This window comes from Streptomyces lunalinharesii, from assembly GCF_039532155.1.
Taxonomy (GTDB): Bacteria; Actinomycetota; Actinomycetes; order Streptomycetales; family Streptomycetaceae; genus Streptomyces; species Streptomyces lunalinharesii.
This window is the reverse complement of record NZ_BAAARK010000002.1, coordinates 101,672-117,725: the sequence shown is the minus strand read 5'-3', so window position 1 is coordinate 117,725 and position 16,054 is coordinate 101,672. Positions and strand designations below refer to the sequence as shown.

General features: G+C 70.8%; 16 protein-coding genes. 11 read left to right on the top strand and 5 right to left on the bottom strand.

Annotated features, from left to right (window positions below; genetic code table 11):
• Both tal and tkt read right to left on the bottom strand, forming a co-directional pair.
• Entirely contained in the window at nucleotides 1-1,119 is a 1,119-nt protein-coding gene (gene tal / locus ABD385_RS04590; protein ID WP_344573631.1) for a transaldolase, read from the bottom strand.
• Between the two features lie 34 nt (nucleotides 1,120-1,153).
• Nucleotides 1,154-3,241, bottom strand: coding sequence for a transketolase (gene tkt, locus ABD385_RS04585; protein WP_344573630.1), 2,088 nt, complete (start codon nucleotides 3,239-3,241; stop codon nucleotides 1,154-1,156).
• A 518-nt stretch (nucleotides 3,242-3,759) separates the two neighbouring features.
• On the opposite strand from tkt, the gene ABD385_RS04580 reads away from it, so the two are divergent.
• The 3 genes from ABD385_RS04580 (at nucleotide 3,760) to ABD385_RS04570 (ending at nucleotide 6,321) form a co-directional block, all read left to right on the top strand.
• The gene (locus tag ABD385_RS04580) at nucleotides 3,760-4,710 is read left to right on the top strand and encodes a heme o synthase (RefSeq protein WP_344573629.1); all 951 of its coding nucleotides are present in this window, start codon (nucleotides 3,760-3,762) and stop codon (nucleotides 4,708-4,710) included.
• A gap of 47 nt (nucleotides 4,711-4,757) precedes the next feature.
• Entirely contained in the window at nucleotides 4,758-5,144 is a 387-nt protein-coding gene (locus tag ABD385_RS04575) for a type 1 periplasmic-binding domain-containing protein (RefSeq protein ID WP_344573628.1), read from the top strand.
• 130 nt (nucleotides 5,145-5,274) lie between these two features.
• Nucleotides 5,275-6,321 (top strand): amidohydrolase, encoded by a 1,047-nt coding sequence (locus ABD385_RS04570; RefSeq protein ID WP_344573627.1) that lies wholly within the window; start codon nucleotides 5,275-5,277, stop codon nucleotides 6,319-6,321.
• Here the strand turns inward: ABD385_RS04570 and ABD385_RS04565 are convergent.
• The 3 genes from ABD385_RS04565 to ABD385_RS04555 form a co-directional block, all read right to left on the bottom strand.
• Nucleotides 6,294-7,289, bottom strand: a complete 996-nt coding sequence (locus ABD385_RS04565) for a COX15/CtaA family protein (protein ID WP_344573626.1) — start codon at nucleotides 7,287-7,289, stop codon at nucleotides 6,294-6,296. The two genes, ABD385_RS04570 and ABD385_RS04565, sit on opposite strands and share 28 nt — an antisense overlap.
• Before the next feature lie 85 nt (nucleotides 7,290-7,374).
• Nucleotides 7,375-8,163, bottom strand: coding sequence for an ABC transporter permease (locus tag ABD385_RS04560; protein WP_344573625.1), 789 nt, complete (start codon nucleotides 8,161-8,163; stop codon nucleotides 7,375-7,377).
• Complete coding sequence (locus ABD385_RS04555; RefSeq protein WP_344573624.1) at nucleotides 8,160-9,122, bottom strand: ABC transporter ATP-binding protein; 963 nt, start codon at nucleotides 9,120-9,122, stop codon at nucleotides 8,160-8,162. The genes ABD385_RS04560 and ABD385_RS04555 overlap by 4 nt, the downstream gene beginning before the upstream one ends.
• A 226-nt stretch (nucleotides 9,123-9,348) precedes the next feature.
• On the opposite strand from ABD385_RS04555, the gene ABD385_RS04550 reads away from it, so the two are divergent.
• The 8 genes from ABD385_RS04550 (at nucleotide 9,349) to ABD385_RS04515 (ending at nucleotide 16,020) form a co-directional block, all read left to right on the top strand.
• Entirely contained in the window at nucleotides 9,349-10,170 is an 822-nt protein-coding gene (locus tag ABD385_RS04550; RefSeq protein WP_344573623.1) for a helix-turn-helix transcriptional regulator, read from the top strand.
• On the top strand, nucleotides 10,167-11,588 hold the full coding sequence (gene sufB / locus ABD385_RS04545; protein WP_344573622.1) for a Fe-S cluster assembly protein SufB: 1,422 nt from the start codon (nucleotides 10,167-10,169) through the stop codon (nucleotides 11,586-11,588). The genes ABD385_RS04550 and sufB overlap by 4 nt, the downstream gene beginning before the upstream one ends.
• Nucleotides 11,589-11,649: 61 nt before the next feature.
• Entirely contained in the window at nucleotides 11,650-12,837 is a 1,188-nt protein-coding gene (gene sufD / locus ABD385_RS04540) for a Fe-S cluster assembly protein SufD (protein WP_344573621.1), read from the top strand.
• Entirely contained in the window at nucleotides 12,834-13,151 is a 318-nt protein-coding gene (locus tag ABD385_RS04535) for a non-heme iron oxygenase ferredoxin subunit (protein WP_016578643.1), read from the top strand. The genes sufD and ABD385_RS04535 overlap by 4 nt, the downstream gene beginning before the upstream one ends.
• Nucleotides 13,152-13,158: 7 nt before the next feature.
• Nucleotides 13,159-13,923, top strand: a complete 765-nt coding sequence (sufC, locus tag ABD385_RS04530) for a Fe-S cluster assembly ATPase SufC (RefSeq protein ID WP_344573620.1) — start codon at nucleotides 13,159-13,161, stop codon at nucleotides 13,921-13,923.
• Nucleotides 13,920-15,176, top strand: a complete 1,257-nt coding sequence (locus tag ABD385_RS04525) for a cysteine desulfurase (protein WP_344573619.1) — start codon at nucleotides 13,920-13,922, stop codon at nucleotides 15,174-15,176. Before sufC ends, ABD385_RS04525 begins: the two co-directional genes overlap by 4 nt.
• A 53-nt stretch (nucleotides 15,177-15,229) precedes the next feature.
• On the top strand, nucleotides 15,230-15,688 hold the full coding sequence (gene sufU / locus ABD385_RS04520) for a Fe-S cluster assembly sulfur transfer protein SufU (protein ID WP_344573618.1): 459 nt from the start codon (nucleotides 15,230-15,232) through the stop codon (nucleotides 15,686-15,688).
• Nucleotides 15,685-16,020, top strand: a complete 336-nt coding sequence (locus tag ABD385_RS04515) for a metal-sulfur cluster assembly factor (protein WP_016578639.1) — start codon at nucleotides 15,685-15,687, stop codon at nucleotides 16,018-16,020. Before sufU ends, ABD385_RS04515 begins: the two co-directional genes overlap by 4 nt.
• Nucleotides 16,021-16,054: the final 34 nt, after the last annotated feature.

The window sequence follows — 16,054 nt, the reverse complement described above, 5'->3', positions numbered from 1 at the left end:
TCAGCCCTCCGAGGGAGCGAGGCGCGCCAGTTCCGCCTCGGTCGACTTGAGCAGGTCGTTCCACGCCGACTCGAACTTCTCCACGCCCTCGTCCTCCAGGAGCTGCACGACGTCGTCGTACGAGATCCCGAGCGCACCGAGCGCGTCGAGGTCGGCCTGGGCGGCGGCGTAGGTGCCGGCGATGGTGTCGCCGGTGATCTGGCCGTGGTCGCCGGTGGCCTGCAGGGTGGCCTCGGGCATGGTGTTGACCGTGCCGGGGGCGACCAGCTCGTCCACGTACAGGGTGTCCTTGTACGCGGGGTCCTTCACGCCGGTCGAGGCCCACAGCGGGCGCTGCTTGTTGGCGCCCGCCTTGTCCAGGGCGGACCAGCGGTCCGAGGAGAAGACCTCCTCGTACGCCTGGTACGCCAGTCGGGCGTTGGCCAGTGCGGCCTTGCCCTTGAGCGCCTTGGCCTCGTCGGTGCCGAGCTTCTCCAGGCGCTTGTCGATCTCGGTGTCCACGCGGGACACGAAGAACGACGCCACCGAACGGATCTCGGACAGGTCCAGGCCCGCGGCCTTGGCCTTCTCCAGACCGGCGAGGTAGGCGTCCATCACCTCGCGGTAGCGCTCCAGCGAGAAGATCAGCGTGACGTTGACGCTGATGCCCAGGCCGATCACCTCGGTGATCGCCGGCAGGCCCGCCTTGGTGGCCGGGATCTTGATCAGCGTGTTCGGGCGGTCCACCAGCCACGCGAGCTGCTTGGCCTCGGCGATGGTCGGCACGGTGTGGTGCGCCAGCCGCGGGTCGACCTCGATGGAGACCCGGCCGTCCTGGCCACCGGTGGCGTCGAAGACCGGGCGCAGCACGTCGGCGGCGTCCCGGACGTCCGCCGTGGTGATCATGCGGATGGCTTCCTCGACGGTGACCTTGCGGGCCGCGAGGTCCGCCAGCTGCGGGCTGTACCCGTCGCCCGAGGAGATCGCCTTCTGGAAGATCGACGGGTTGGTCGTGACGCCGACGACGTGCTGCTGGTCGATCAGCTCGGCCAGGTTGCCGGACGTGATGCGCTTGCGCGACAGGTCGTCCAGCCAGATCGCCACGCCCTCGTCGGAGAGGCGCTTGAGTGCGTCTGTCATGGGTTCTGCATCTCCTACTAGTCGTATGTGGGCGTCAGCGCGCGGCGGCGGCCAGGGATTCCCGTGCGGCGGCGGCCACCGCTTCGGGGGTGAAGCCGAACTCGCGGAAGAGGACCTTGGCGTCGGCGGAGGCGCCGAAGTGCTCCAGGGACACGATGCGTCCGGCGTCGCCGACGTAGCGGTGCCAGGTGAGGCCGATGCCGGCCTCGACGGCGACGCGGGCCTTGACGGAGGGCGGCAGCACGCTGTCGCGGTACTCCTGGTCCTGCTCCTCGAACCACTCCACCGACGGCATCGACACCACGCGGGTGGGCACGCCCTCGGCCTGGAGCTGCTCGCGGGCCGCGACGGCCAGCTGCAGCTCGGAACCGGTGGCGATCAGCACGAGCTGCGCCGCGCCGCCCTCGGCCTCGAAGCGGACGTAACCGCCCTTGGCGGTGTCCTCGTTGGCCTCGTACGTCGGCACGCCCTGACGGGTCAGCGCCAGGCCGTGCGGGGCGCCCACGCCGAACTCCTTCGTCCAGCGGCGCATGATCTCGCGCCAGGCGAGGGCGGTCTCGTTGGCGTCGGCCGGGCGGACGACGTTCAGGCCCGGGATGGCGCGCAGCGAGGCCAGGTGCTCGACCGGCTGGTGGGTCGGGCCGTCCTCGCCCAGACCGATGGAGTCGTGCGTCCACACGAACGTCACCGGCAGGTGCATCAGGGCGGACAGGCGGACGGCGTTGCGCATGTAGTCGGAGAACACCAGGAAGGTGCCGCCGTAGATGCGGGTGTTGCCGTGCAGCGCGATGCCGTTCATCTCCGCGCCCATGGAGTGCTCGCGGATGCCGAAGTGGATGGTGCGGCCGTAGGGGTCGGCGCCCGGCAGCGGGTTGCCCTCGGGCAGGAACGAGGAGGTCTTGTCGATCGTGGTGTTGTTCGAGCCCGCGAGGTCGGCGGAGCCGCCCCACAGCTCGGGCACGACCGCGCCCAGCGCCTGCAGGACCTTGCCGGAGGCGGCACGGGTGGCCACCGCCTTGCCGGTCTCGAACGCCGGGACGTGCTCCTGCCAGCCCTCGGGCAGTTCGCCCGCGGCGATCCGGTCGAACGTGGCGGCGCGCTCGGGGCTGGCGGTGCGCCAGGCGGCGAACGCCTTCTCCCACTCGGCGCGGGCCTCGCGGCCGCGGTCCAGGGCGCCGCGGGTGTGCGCCAGGACCTCGTCGGTGACCTCGAAGGTCTGCTCCGGGTCGAAGCCGAGCACGCGCTTGGTGGCGGCGATCTCCTCGTCGCCCAGCGCCGAGCCGTGGGCGGCCTCGGTGTTCTGGGCGTTGGGGGCCGGCCAGGCGATGATCGAGCGCATCGCGATGAACGACGGGCGGTCGGTCACGGCCTTGGCGGCTTCGACGGCCCGGGCCAGGCCGGCCGGGTCCAGGTCGCCGTTGGGTGCCTGCTCGACGCGCTGGACGTGCCAGCCGTACGCCTCGTAGCGCTTGCAGGTGTCCTCGGAGACGGCGGTCTCGGTGTCGCCCTCGATGGAGATGTGGTTGTCGTCCCACAGCAGCACGAGGTTGCCGAGCTTTTGGTGGCCGGCCAGGGAGGACGCCTCGGCGGCGATGCCTTCCTGGAGGCAGCCGTCGCCCGCGATGCAGTAGATGGTGTGGTCGAAGGGCGAGGTGCCCTGCGCCGCCTCGGGGTCGAACAGGCCGCGCTCGTAGCGGGACGCCATGGCCATGCCCACGGCGTTGGCGACGCCCTGGCCCAGCGGGCCGGTGGTGGTCTCCACGCCGGTGGTGTGGCCGTACTCCGGGTGACCGGGGGTCTTCGAGCCCCAGGTGCGGAAGGCCTTCAGGTCGTCCAGTTCCAGGCCGAAGCCGGCCAGGAAGAGCTGGGTGTAGAGGGTCAGGCTGGAGTGGCCGGCAGAGAGGACGAACCGGTCCCGGCCGGTCCAGTCCGCATCGGCGGGGTCGTGCCGCATGAGCTTCTGGAACAGAACGTAGGCGGCGGGCGCCAGGCTCATGGCCGTACCCGGATGGCCGTTACCGACCTTCTGCACGGAATCCATGGCCAGGACGCGGGCGGTATCCACCGCCCGCTGGTCCAGTTCGGTCCACTCGAAATCTGTGGTGGTCGGCTTGGTGCTCACCCTGAGTCAGGGCTCCTCTCCACTGTCGAACGCGGACGGCGTGTCCGCCCAGGCGGTGTCGAGCCTACCCCCGTAAATGGGCCCGCCTTTTCGACGCTCAGTCGGTGATTTCGGCGCTCAGTCGGTGCTCAGTCGGCGCCGGGGGCGCTCAGTCGGCGGGCGGGTCTCGCGGGAGCAATCTTCGCTTGGGGCAATCAAGTCGATGCCGGGGCATTCCCGGTTCCTGGGGCGCGCCCTAGGACCAGACTGCCGGGCCCCGGGCGCCTCCGCCTCTCGAACGCCGGGCGAACGTCCCGGGAGACCTCCGGACAAACCGTCGCGCGCTCCGCCGGGCCCGCCGCCACCACCACCCCGCGCTCAGGTGCCCAACACGACCCCACCCCCGCGAGAGTCGCCGTATGGCCAACGTCTAAAGTGGCGTGGTAAGCGCAAGCCTTTACCGGGTGTTCACTGCCGGCGGAGCTTGCTGGCCTTATCTCCGCGGCCCAGGCCGCTGACGTTAACTTCCAGGGGTGTGCGTGACGGCCGTCGAAACCCGTCCTGCGGGGGGGCTCTCTCAAGTCCCCGGGAGTCCCGGTAACCGGCCGTTCGGGGCCCGGGTGAAGGCGTTCATCGCGCTGACCAAGCCGCGGGTCATCGAACTGTTGCTGATGACGACGGTGCCGGTGATGTTCCTGGCCGCCGGCGGTGTGCCGGACCTGTGGCTGGTGCTGGCCACCTGCGTCGGTGGTTACCTCTCCGCCGGCGGCGCCGCCGCCTTCAACATGTACCTCGACCGCGACATCGACGCGATGATGGACCGCACCGCGCAGCGGCCGCTGGTCACCGGGATGGTCTCGCCGCGCGAGTGCCTGGTCTTCGCGTCCGCGCTCACGGTCGGCTCCACCGCGTTGTTCTGGTACCTCGTCAACCCGCTGTCGGCGATGCTGTCGCTCGGGGCGATCTTCTTCTACGTGGTCGTCTACACGATGATCCTGAAGCGGCGTACCTCGCAGAACATCGTCTGGGGCGGCATCGCGGGCTGCATGCCGGTCTTCATCGGCTGGTCCTCGGTGACCAACTCCGTCTCCTGGGCCTCGCTGATCCTCTTCCTCGTCATCTTCTTCTGGACGCCGCCGCACTACTGGCCGCTGTCGATGAAGGTCAGTGACGACTACAAGCGGGTCGGCGTGCCGATGCTGCCGGCCGTCGCGGGCAACAAGGTCGTCGCCCGGCAGATCGTCGTCTACAGCTGGGTGATGGTCGCGGTCTCGCTGCTGCTCCAGCCGCTGGGCTACACCGGCTGGTTCTACACCGCGGTCGCGGTCGCCTGCGGCGCCTTCTGGCTCCGCGAGGCGCACGCCCTCCAGTCCCGCGCCAAGGCCGGCGTCACCGGTGCCAAGCTCAAGGAGATGCGGCTGTTCCACTGGTCCATCACCTACGTGTCGCTGCTGTTCGTCGCCGTCGCGGTGGACCCCTTCCTGCGCTGACCAAGGTGTGGGGGATCACCCCCACGAAGGCCGTACCCGCGAGTAGCATGCTGACCATGGCAGACACCCAGCAGGCGGACGAGCAGGCGGCGGGCGGCCCGGCCCCCGCCAACCCGGCGCAGAAGCGGGCCGACAAGCAGGCGGCCCGACTCGCCAAGCAGATCCGGGCCTTCGCGAGTTCCCACGGCGGTAGCGCCGAGGGACAGCTCGCCCACATCGGCCGCGGGCGCACCCGGATCGCCCTGGTCGGCGCCAACGGCGAGTGGGGCAACCTCGTCGCGGACAGCTACGGCGCCGCCGAGAAGGCCGCCGAACAGGCCGGCCTCACCCTGCAGGACGACTTCGACGGCGAGCTGGCCGGCAAGGTCCGCACCGGTCCGTACGAGTGGTCCCGGATGGCCGGCCTCCAACTGGGCGGCCCGGCCAACCCGTAGGGCTCCGCAGCGCCGCCCCGGTGCCGTGCGCCGGGGCGCACCGCCCGCTACCTCACCGCGGGCTCGCCCGTTAGGCTCACCGGGCGCGGTGGACCGGCCACGCCGGTGGGCTGACGGCGGAGGAGGGCGGATGGCGACACTCCCCCTGCTCGTCGACCAACACAGCCACGGTGCCGTCCACGGCGAACTCGGCCTCGGTTCCTTCGAGGCCCGGTTGGCCGCCGCTTCCGGTGCCGAGGGCCCGGCGCCCCCCGGCACCAGTCACTTCGACACCCGCACCGGACTCGCGATACGCCGCTGGTGCCCCCCGCTGCTCGGTCTGGAGCCGCACTGTTCGCCGGTGCGCTACCTGGCCCGCCGGCGGGAGCTGGGCGCCTTCCTGGCCGGCCGGATGCTGCTGCGCGGGGCCGGCATCGGCGCGTTCCTGGTGGAGGCCGGCGCCCCGGCGGGCCTGACCTCGGCCGCCGAACTCGCGGCCGCCGCCGAGGCCCGCGCCCACGAGGTCGTCCGCTTGGAACCGCTCGCCGAGCAGGTCGCCGACACCTCCGGGAGCGTCGACTCCTTCCTCGGATACACCGCCGAGGCCCTCTACGCCGCCGCCCAGCACGCCACCGCCTTCGCCTCGGGCGCCACCTACTGCGAGGGCCGGGCCCCGGATGCGGGCGCGGTGCGCCGGGCCGCCGACCGTTGGTTGCGCGGTCGCCGTCCGGGGGAGCTGTTGGGGGAGCCGGCGCTCGTCCGGCACCTGTTGTGGAGCGCGGTGGCCACCGGGCTGCCGGTGCAGCTGCACTGTCCCGATCCGCAGCCGCTGACCGAGTTCCTCCGGGCCACCGCGGGGCTCGGTTCGGACGTGGTGCTGCTGCCCCGGGTCCCGCACCACCGGCGGGCCGCGCAGCTCGCCACGGTGCACGCCCACGTCTACGCGGACACCGGCCCGTTCCCCGAGGAGACGCTGGGTCAGGCGCCGTTCGGCAAGCTGATGTTCTCCTCGGGGGCGCGGGGGCTGCCCGAGCTCTACGTCACCGCGGCCCGGCTCTTCTCACGGGCCGTCGAACGCGTCGTCGGGGAGTGGGCCGCCGAGGGGCTGTGCGCCGCCTCGGACGGCCGGCGGATCGCCGAGCTGGTCGGCTCGGGGACCGCGCGCCGGGTCTACCGGCTGGCGGCGGAGGCGAGCTGAGCGTCCGGCGCCGCGTCGACGGCCGGCGCCGCGGGGTCGTCCACCTGGAGCGGACCGCGCTCGCGCAGGGCGAGGGCGACCCGCAGCACGGCGATCCACACCAGGGTCGAGCCCAGCATGTGCAGCCCGACCACGATCTCCGGCAGGCCGCTGAAGTACTGGACGTAGCCGATGACGCCCTGGAGGGCGATGCAGCCGAGGAGTTCCAGCGCGGTGCGGCGCGCCGCGGCCGGGGCTTTGACCGCGCGCAGGGCGAACCACAGGGCGACGCTCAGGCCGACCACGACGTAGACGAAGTCGACGTGGAGCTGGGTGACTTCCTGCCAGTTCAGCGGGATGCGGTGGACCTTGTGGGCGTCTCCGGCGTGCGGGCCGGTGCCGGTGACGACCGTGCCGATCACGGTGAGCGCGCCGGTCGCCACCACCAGCAGCCAGGACAGCTGCCGGACCGGGCGGGCGACCACGTCGCGCGGCTCCTCGTCGCCCTCCTTGGCGCGCTGCCAGCTCAGCACGGCGACCGTCAGCAGGGCGCTGGTGAGCAGGAAGTGCGCGGCGACGAGGTACGGGTTCAGGCCGGTCAGCACGACGATGCCGCCCCAGACCGCGTTGCCCATCACGATCCAGAACTGTGCCCAGCCGAGTCGGGTGAGCGCCCGGCGGCGCGGCGCGCGGGCCCGGGCGGCGATGATGAACAGCCCGATGACCGCGCACAGGACGTAGGTCAGCATGCGGTTGCCGAACTCGATGAGGCCGTTGATGCCCATCGCGGCGGTCGGGGTGAGGCTGTCCGGCGTGCACTTGGGCCAGGTCGAGCAGCCGAGGCCGGACTCGGTCAGCCGGACCGCGCCGCCGGTCACGACGATGATCACGGCCATCACGACGGTGGCGAGCGCCGCCCGCCGGACGAAGCGCGCGGAGGGCTGCCAGTGGCGGGCGATCAGCTCAAGGGGATTCAGCGTGTTCGGCACGGGAGTCATCGTAGGCGGCGGCTTGTGCGAGTTTTCACGAGGGGTGCGAAACGGGCGCGCGGGGCTGGTCGGGCGGGGCGGGCGGTCACTCCCAGCGGAAGAACCGGGCCGCCGCGCCCAGGCCCAGGACGGCCCAGACGGCCAGGATGCCGAGGTCGGCCAGGGGCAGGCCGGCGCCGTGCTGGAGGACCTCCCGCAGCCCGTCCGAGAGCGCGGAGATCGGCAGGAACTGGAGCACCTGCTGGGCCCCGGCCGGGAACTTGTCCAGCGGGACGATCACCCCGCCGCCGACGAGCAGCAGCAGGAAGACCAGGTTGGCGGCGGCCAGCGTGGCCTCGGCCTTGAGGGTGCCGGCCATCAGCAGCCCCAGGCCGGAGAAGGCGGCGGTGCCCAGCAGGAGCAGCAGGACCACGGAGAGCACGCCGGAAAACGTCCCAGCGCCGTGCGGGGACCAGCCCAGCGCGAGGGCGACCACGGTCAGCAGGGCGACCTGGAGGACCTCGGTGACCAGCACTGCGCAGGTCTTGGCGGTCATCAGGCCCCAGCGCGGCAGCGGCGAGGCGGCCAGCCGCTTGAGCACGCCGTAGCGCCGCTCGAAGCCGGTGGCGATGGCCTGCCCGGTGAAGGCGGTGGACAGGACGGCGAGCCCGAGGACGCCGGGGGCGAGGAAGTCCACCGGCTTGCCGGCGCCGGTGTCGATGATGCGGACGGCGGAGAACAGCACCAGCAGCAGCGTCGGGATGATCACCGTCAGCAGCAGCTGCTCGCCGTTGCGCAGCAGCATCTTGGTTTCCAAGGTGGCCTGCGCGCGGATCATCCGGGGCAGCGGGGCGGCGCCGGGCCGCGGGGCGAACGTGCCGGTCGCGGTGGTCATGCGCGCAGCTCCTTGCCGGTCAGTTCCAAGAAGACGTCCTCCAACGTGTGGCGCTCGACGGCTATCGCGGCGGGCAGCACGCCGTTCTGGGCGCACCACGAGGTCACGGTGGCCAGCAGTTGCGGATCGATCCGGCCCTGGACGCGGTAGGTGCCGGCGGTCAGTTCGGCGGCGGCGCTCTCCGCCGGCAGCGCCTTGAGCAGCGAGGCGACGTCCAGGCCGGGGCGGCCGGTGAAGCGCAGGCTGTTCTCCGCGCCCCCCTTGCACAGCTCCTCCGGGCTGCCCTGGGTGACGACCCGGCCGCCGTCGATGATCGCGACGTCGTCGGCGAGCTGCTCGGCCTCGTCCATGAAGTGGGTGGTCAGCACCACGCTGACGCCGTCGGCGCGCAGTTCCCTGACGAGATCCCAGGTGGCGCGGCGGGCCTGCGGGTCGAGGCCGGCCGTCGGCTCGTCCAGGAACACCAGCTCGGGGCGGCCGACCACGGCCATCGCCAGGGCCAGCCGCTGCTGCTGCCCGCCGGACAGCCGCCGGTACGCGGTGCGCCCGCAGCTTTCCAGGCCCAGCCGGTCCATCAACCGGTCCACGTCGAGGGGGTGGGCGTGCAGGGTGGCGGTGTGCCGCAGCATCTCCTCGGCCCGGGCGCCCGCGTAGACCCCACCCGACTGGAGCATCACGCCGATCCGGGGGCGCAGGGCGGCGGCGTCGGCGACCGGGTCCAGTCCCAGGACGCGGACCCGGCCGGCGTCCGGGCGCCGGTACCCTTCGCAGGTCTCGACGGTGGTGGTCTTCCCGGCGCCGTTGGGGCCGAGGACCGCGGTCACGGTGCCGCGCGCGACGGTGAGGTCGAGACCGTCCACGGCGGTCTTCTTCCCGTACCGCTTGACCAGGCCGACGACCTCGACGGCGGGCTCGCGGCCGGGGGAGCGGGGGGCGTCCCCTGGGGAGGTGCTGGGCATGCCGGGCAGTCTACGGAGCCGGTCGGGGTGCCGGGAGCGGGGGCCGGGGCCCGTCCGGGCGGGCCCTGCGGGGCTCCGGCGCCGGGTAACCTCCTGGGTCGGCCGACGGTGGTTCCGGAGCGTGACGGTCAGGGCCGTAATTAGGTAACCCTAAGTGATGGAGGCCACCGGTCCGCCATTCGGTACAGGCTTGAATCGCTTTGGCGAATTACGCAACAATGGCGTTGTGAAAAACGCGAGCGAGGATCGGAAGAGGCCCGCGGCCCGGCAGACCGCCGGTCCGGGTTCCGTCGCGCCGGCGCACGACGACCAGCCCGGTACCCGCAATCGCGTCGCCCGCTCCATCCTCGACCACGGTCCGTCCACCGCGGCCGAGCTCGCCCTCCGCCTGGAGCTGACCCAGGCCGCCGTCCGCCGTCACCTGGACGCGCTGGCCGCCGAGGGCGTCGTGGAGCCCCGCGAGAAGCGGATCTACGGCGCCCGCGGCCGCGGCCGTCCGGCCAAGGCGTTCGCGCTCACCGAGTGCGGCCGGGACGCCTTCGACCAGGCGTACGACGACCTCGCCGCCGACGCGCTGCGCTGGATCGCGCAGAGCGCGGGCGGCGGCGCCCAGGGCGAGGCGGCGGTCGCCGCGTTCGCCCGGGCCCGGCTGGCCGCACAGGCCGAGGGGTACCGCGAGGCGGTCGAGACGGCCGAGCCGGAGGCCCGCACCCAGGCCCTGGCGAGGGCGTTGACCGCGGACGGGTACGCTGCTACGGCGCGCAGTGCGCCCAATCCCCAGCTCGGTGAACAGCTCTGCCAGCACCACTGCCCGGTCGTCCACGTCGCCGAGCAGTACCCGCAGCTGTGCGAGGCGGAGACCGAGGTCTTCTCCCGATTGCTCGGGACCCACGTACAGCGCCTTGCCACCATCGCCCACGGCGACGGGGTGTGCACGACCTTCGTCCCGAAGGCCGGCGCCGGCAAGGCAGCTCACCGCACCGGTGAGCGCCCCACAAAGACCACCACAGCTTCTGCTAGCACCACGGCCGGGAGGAACCCCGCATGACGCTCCCCACGGAGACTGCTCACCCTGAGCTTGAGGGACTGGGCAACTACGAATACGGCTGGGCCGACTCCGACGCCGCCGGCGCCGCTGCCAAGCGCGGCCTGTCCGAGGCCGTCGTCCGCGACATCTCGGGGAAGAAGAACGAGCCGGAGTGGATGCTCAAGCTCCGCCTCAAGGGGCTGAAGCTGTTCGGCAAGAAGCCCATGCCGACCTGGGGCTCCGACCTGTCGGGCATCGACTTCGACAACATCAAGTACTTCGTCCGCTCCACCGAGCAGCAGGCCGCCTCCTGGGAGGACCTGCCCGAGGACATCAAGAACACCTACGACAAGCTCGGCATCCCCGAGGCGGAGAAGCAGCGCCTGGTCGCCGGTGTCGCCGCGCAGTACGAGTCCGAGGTCGTCTACCACCAGATCCGCGAGGACCTGGAGGAGCAGGGCGTCATCTTCCTGGACACCGACACCGCGCTCAAAGAGCACCCGGAGCTCTTCCAGGAGTACTTCGGCACGGTCATCCCGGTCGGCGACAACAAGTTCGCGTCGCTGAACACCGCGGTCTGGTCCGGCGGCTCGTTCATCTACGTCCCCAAGGGTGTCCACGTCGACATCCCGCTGCAGGCCTACTTCCGGATCAACACCGAGAACATGGGCCAGTTCGAGCGGACGCTGATCATCGTCGACGAGGACGCGTACGTCCACTACGTCGAGGGCTGCACCGCGCCGATCTACAAGTCGGACTCGCTGCACTCCGCGGTCGTGGAGATCATCGTCAAGAAGGGCGGCCGCTGCCGCTACACGACGATCCAGAACTGGTCGAACAACGTCTACAACCTGGTCACCAAGCGCGCCGTCGCCTACGAGGGCGCGACCATGGAGTGGGTCGACGGCAACCTCGGCTCCAAGGTGACGATGAAGTACCCGGCGGTCTACCTGATGGGCGAGCACGCCAAGGGCGAGACCCTGTCCATCGCCTTCGCGGGCGAGGGCCAGCACCAAGACGCCGGTTCCAAGATGGTCCACATGGCGCCGAACACCTCCTCCAACATCGTCTCCAAGTCGGTGGCGCGGGGTGGCGGCCGGACCTCCTACCGCGGCCTGGTCGAGATCGGCGAGGGCGCCGCGGGCTCCAAGTCCAACGTGCTGTGTGACGCCCTGCTGGTGGACACCATCTCCCGCTCGGACACCTACCCCTACGTGGACGTCCGCGAGGACGACGTCTCCATGGGCCACGAGGCGACCGTCTCCAAGGTCAGCGAGGACCAGCTCTTCTACCTGATGGCCCGCGGCCTGACGGAGTTCGAGGCCATGGCGATGATCGTCCGCGGCTTCGTCGAGCCGATCGCCCGTGAGCTGCCGATGGAGTACGCGCTGGAGCTCAACCGGCTGATCGAGCTGCAGATGGAAGGCGCGGTCGGCTGACCCCGGCCCCACGCAGCGACTGACTCCCGACAGAACGCAGAAAGCGAGCTAGACGACAGCCATGGCTGAGGCTCAGACGACCATCCCGGCGGGTTCCACGACCACCGGCTCCATCGCGGTGGCTGCGGAGTCCACCGTCGCCACCCGGATGAGCGCCCCGCCGTCCTACGACGTGGCGGACTTCCCGGTGCCGCACGGCCGCGAGGAGGAGTGGCGCTTCACGCCGCTCGCGCGGCTGCGCGGTCTGCACGACGGCAGCGCCACGGCCGGTGGCCCCGACCTGAAGGTCGACATCACCGCGCCCGAGGGGGTCACCCACGAGCTCGTCGACCGCGCCGACCCGCGGGTCGGCAAGGCCGGCAAGCCGGTGGACCGCGTCGCCGCGCAGGCGTACAGCGTGTTCGAGAAGGCGTCGGTGATCACCGTCCCCAAGGACACCGTCCTCACCGAGCCGGTGCGGATCCGGGTGCACGGCGAGGGCGGCACCGCCTTCGGCCACCAGGTCATCGAGTTGGGCGCGTTCGCCGAGGCCGTCGTGGTCATCGACCACACCGGTGACGGCGTGCTCGCCGCCAACGTCGACTACCTGCTCGGCGACGGCGCCAAGCTGACCGTGGTCTCCGTGCAGGACTGGGACGACACCGCCGTCCACTGCGGCCAGCACAACGCCCTGGTCGGCCGGGACGCCAGCTTCAAGTCCGTGGTCGTCACCTTCGGCGGCGACCTGGTCCGCCTCCACCCGCGGATCGACTACCAGGGCCCCGGCGGCGAGGCCGAGCTCTACGGCCTGTACTTCACCGAGCGGGGCCAGCACCAGGAGCACCGCCTCTTCGTCGACCACGACACCCCGAACTGCCGCTCGCAGGTGACCTACAAGGGCGCGCTGCAGGGGCAGGACGCGCACGCGGTCTGGATCGGCGACGTGCTGATCCAGGCGGCCGCCACCGGCACCGACACCTACGAGCTCAACCGCAACCTCGTCCTGACCGACGGCGCGCGGGTCGACTCGGTGCCCAACCTGGAGATCGAGACCGGCGAGATCGTCGGCGCCGGCCACGCCTCGGCGACCGGCCGGTTCGACGACGAGCAGCTCTTCTACCTGATGGCCCGCGGCATCCCCGCCGACGAGGCGCGCCGGCTGGTCGTCCGCGGCTTCTTCGCCGAGCTGGTCCAGCAGATCGGCGTCCCGGACGTCGAGGAGCGGCTGATGAGCAAGATCGAAGCCGAGTTGGAAGCATCCGCGGCATGACCTACGTACGCGCCGCCGCGCTGAGCGAGCTGGAGGAGGACACCCCCAAGAGGGTGGAGATCGACGGCACGCCGATTTCGCTGGTGCGCACCGAGGGCGAGGTGTTCGCGATCAACGACATCTGCTCGCACGCCAACGTCTCGCTCTCGGAGGGCGAGGTCGAGGACTGCTCGATCGAGTGCTGGCTGCACGGTTCGAGCTTCGACCTGCGCACCGGCAAGCCGTCCGGCCTTCCCGCGACGCGCCCCGTCCCCGTTTACCCCGTAAAGATCGAAGGGGACGACGTGCTCGTCTCCGTCACCCAGGAGTCCTGAGTCACCCATGGCAACGCTTGAGATCCACGACCTGCACGTCTCCGTCGAGGCCGAGAACGGCCAGCGCGAGATCCTTAAGGGCGTCGACCTGACCGTGAAGCAGGGCGAGACGCACGCCATCATGGGCCCCAACGGCTCCGGCAAGTCGACCCTCGCCTACTCCCTCGCGGGTCACCCGAAGTACACGATCACCGGCGGCACCGTCACCCTCGACGGCGAGGACGTCCTGGAGATGTCCGTCGACGAGCGCGCCCGCGCCGGCGTCTTCCTCGCCATGCAGTACCCGGTCGAGGTCCCCGGCGTCTCGGTCTCCAACTTCCTGCGCACCTCCGCCACCGCCATCCGCGGCGAGGCCCCCAAGCTCCGCACGTGGGTCAAGGAGGTCAAGGCGGCCATGGAGCGTCTCCAGATGGACCCGGCGTTCGCCGAGCGCAACGTCAACGAGGGCTTCTCCGGCGGTGAGAAGAAGCGCCACGAGATCCTCCAGCTGGAGCTGCTCAAGCCGAAGATCGCGATCCTCGACGAGACCGACTCCGGCCTCGACGTCGACGCGCTGCGGGTGGTCTCCGAGGGCGTCAACCGCGTCCGCGAGACCGGTGAGGTGGGCACCCTGCTGATCACCCACTACACCCGGATCCTCCGTTACATCAAGCCCGACCAGGTCCACGTCTTCGCCAACGGCCGGATCGCCGATTCCGGCGGCCCCGAGCTGGCGGACAAGCTGGAGGCCGAGGGCTACGAGGCGTACGTGAAGGGTGGTACCACCGCGTGACACAGCTGCCGGGCCTCCTCGACACAGAGGCGATCCGTAAGGACTTCCCCATCCTGGACCGTCAGGTCCACGACGGGAAGAAGATCGTGTACCTGGACAACGCGGCGACGTCGCAGAAGCCGCGCCAGGTCCTCGACGCCCTGAGTGCCTACTACGAACGTCACAACGCCAACGTCCACCGCGGCGTGCACGTGCTCGCCGAGGAGGCCACGGCGCTGTACGAAGGTGCCCGCGACAAGGTCGCCACCTTCATCAACGCGCCGAGCCGCAACGAGGTGATCTTCACCAAGAACGCCTCGGAGTCGCTCAACCTCGTGGCGAACATGCTCGGTTGGGCCGACGAGCCCTACCGCGTGGACCACGAGACCGACATCGTCATCACGGAGATGGAGCACCACTCCAACATCGTTCCGTGGCAGCTGCTCTCGCAGCGCACCGGCGCGAAGCTGAAGTGGTTCGGCCTGACCGACGACGGCCGGCTGGACCTCTCCACGATCGACGAGGTCATCACCGACCGGACCAAGGTGGTCTCCTTCACCCTGGTGTCCAACCTCCTGGGCACGGTCAACCCGGTCGAGACGATCATCCGCCGCGCCCAGGAAGTCGGCGCCCTGGTGGTCATAGACGCCTCGCAGGCGGCGCCGCACATGGTCCTGGACGTCCAGGCGCTGCAGGCCGACTTCGTGGCCTTCACCGGCCACAAGATGTGCGGCCCGACCGGCATCGGCGTCCTGTGGGGCCGCCAGGAGCTGCTGGAGGACCTCCCGCCGTTCCTCGGCGGTGGCGAGATGATCGAGACCGTCTCGATGCACTCCTCCACGTACGCCCCGGCGCCGCACAAGTTCGAGGCCGGTACGCCCCCGATCGCCCAGGCCGTCGGCCTCGGCGCGGCGGTGGACTACCTCGCCGCCATCGGCATGGACAAGATCGCCGCGCATGAGCACGCGATCACCGAGTACGCCGTCAAGCGGCTGCTGGAGGTCCCCGACCTCAGGATCATCGGCCCGAGCACGGCCGAGGACCGCGGGGCGACGATCTCCTTCACGCTCGGCGACATCCACCCGCACGACGTGGGTCAGGTGCTGGACGAACAGGGCATCGCGGTCCGGGTGGGTCACCACTGCGCGCGTCCGGTCTGCCTGCGCTACGGAATTCCTGCGACCACGCGAGCGTCGTTCTATCTGTACTCCACCCCGGGTGAGGTCGACGCCTTGGTCGAGGGCCTGGAGCACGTCCGCAACTTCTTCGGCTGACGAGTAGCCGCGGTGAACGAGCACGACGGATGAGGACGAGGACTGACTGAGTCGTGAAGCTGGATTCCATGTACCAGGACGTCATCCTGGACCACTACAAGCACCCCCACGGGCGCGGTCTTCGGGACGGCGACGCCGAGGTGCACCACGTCAACCCCACGTGCGGCGACGAGATCACGCTCCGCGTGCGGCTCGACGGCACGACCATCGAGGACGTGTCGTACGAGGGGCAGGGCTGTTCGATCAGCCAGGCCAGTGCGTCGGTGCTCAACGACCTCCTGGTCGGCAAGGAGCTCGGTGAGGCGCAGCGGATCCAGGAGGCGTTCCTGGAGCTGATGCAGTCCAAGGGCCAGGTGGAGCCGGATGACGCCATGGAGGAGGTGCTGGAGGACGCGGTCGCGTTCGCCGGCGTCTCCAAGTACCCGGCGCGCGTGAAGTGCGCCCTGCTCAGCTGGATGGCCTGGAAGGACGCCACGGCCAAGGCCCTTTCCCAGGAGGCGAAGACCGCATGACCGACACCCCGACCACCACCAAGCCGGCCTCGGAGGAAGAGGTCCGCGAGGCGCTGTACGACGTCGTCGACCCCGAGCTGGGCATCGACGTCGTCAACCTCGGGCTGATCTACGGCATCCACATCGACGACGCCAACATCGCCACCATCGACATGACGCTGACCTCGGCGGCCTGCCCGTTGACCGACGTCATCGAGGACCAGGCGCGGTCCGCGACGGACGGCATCGTCAACGAGCTGAAGATCAACTGGGTCTGGATGCCGCCGTGGGGCCCGGACAAGATCACCGACGACGGCCGCGAGCAGCTGCGCGCGCTGGGCTTCAACGTCTGAGCGGCCCTCCCGCGGCACCTCCGCACGGTCACCA

Bases quoted from the DNA above. Each gene is read 5' to 3' on its own strand.
- tal (WP_344573631.1), bottom strand. From the start codon at position 1,119: ATGACAGACGCACTCAAGCGCCTCTCCGACGAGGGCGTGGCGATCTGG.
- ABD385_RS04535 (WP_016578643.1), top strand. From the start codon at position 12,834: ATGACCTACGTACGCGCCGCCGCGCTGAGCGAGCTGGAGGAGGACACC.
- ABD385_RS04575 (WP_344573628.1), top strand. From the start codon at position 4,758: ATGCTGACCATGGCAGACACCCAGCAGGCGGACGAGCAGGCGGCGGGC.
- ABD385_RS04560 (WP_344573625.1), bottom strand. From the start codon at position 8,163: ATGACCACCGCGACCGGCACGTTCGCCCCGCGGCCCGGCGCCGCCCCG.
- ABD385_RS04570 (WP_344573627.1), top strand. From the start codon at position 5,275: ATGGCGACACTCCCCCTGCTCGTCGACCAACACAGCCACGGTGCCGTC.
- sufB (WP_344573622.1), top strand. From the start codon at position 10,167: ATGACGCTCCCCACGGAGACTGCTCACCCTGAGCTTGAGGGACTGGGC.
- sufD (WP_344573621.1), top strand. From the start codon at position 11,650: ATGGCTGAGGCTCAGACGACCATCCCGGCGGGTTCCACGACCACCGGC.
- ABD385_RS04515 (WP_016578639.1), top strand. From the start codon at position 15,685: ATGACCGACACCCCGACCACCACCAAGCCGGCCTCGGAGGAAGAGGTC.
- sufC (WP_344573620.1), top strand. From the start codon at position 13,159: ATGGCAACGCTTGAGATCCACGACCTGCACGTCTCCGTCGAGGCCGAG.
- ABD385_RS04555 (WP_344573624.1), bottom strand. From the start codon at position 9,122: ATGCCCAGCACCTCCCCAGGGGACGCCCCCCGCTCCCCCGGCCGCGAG.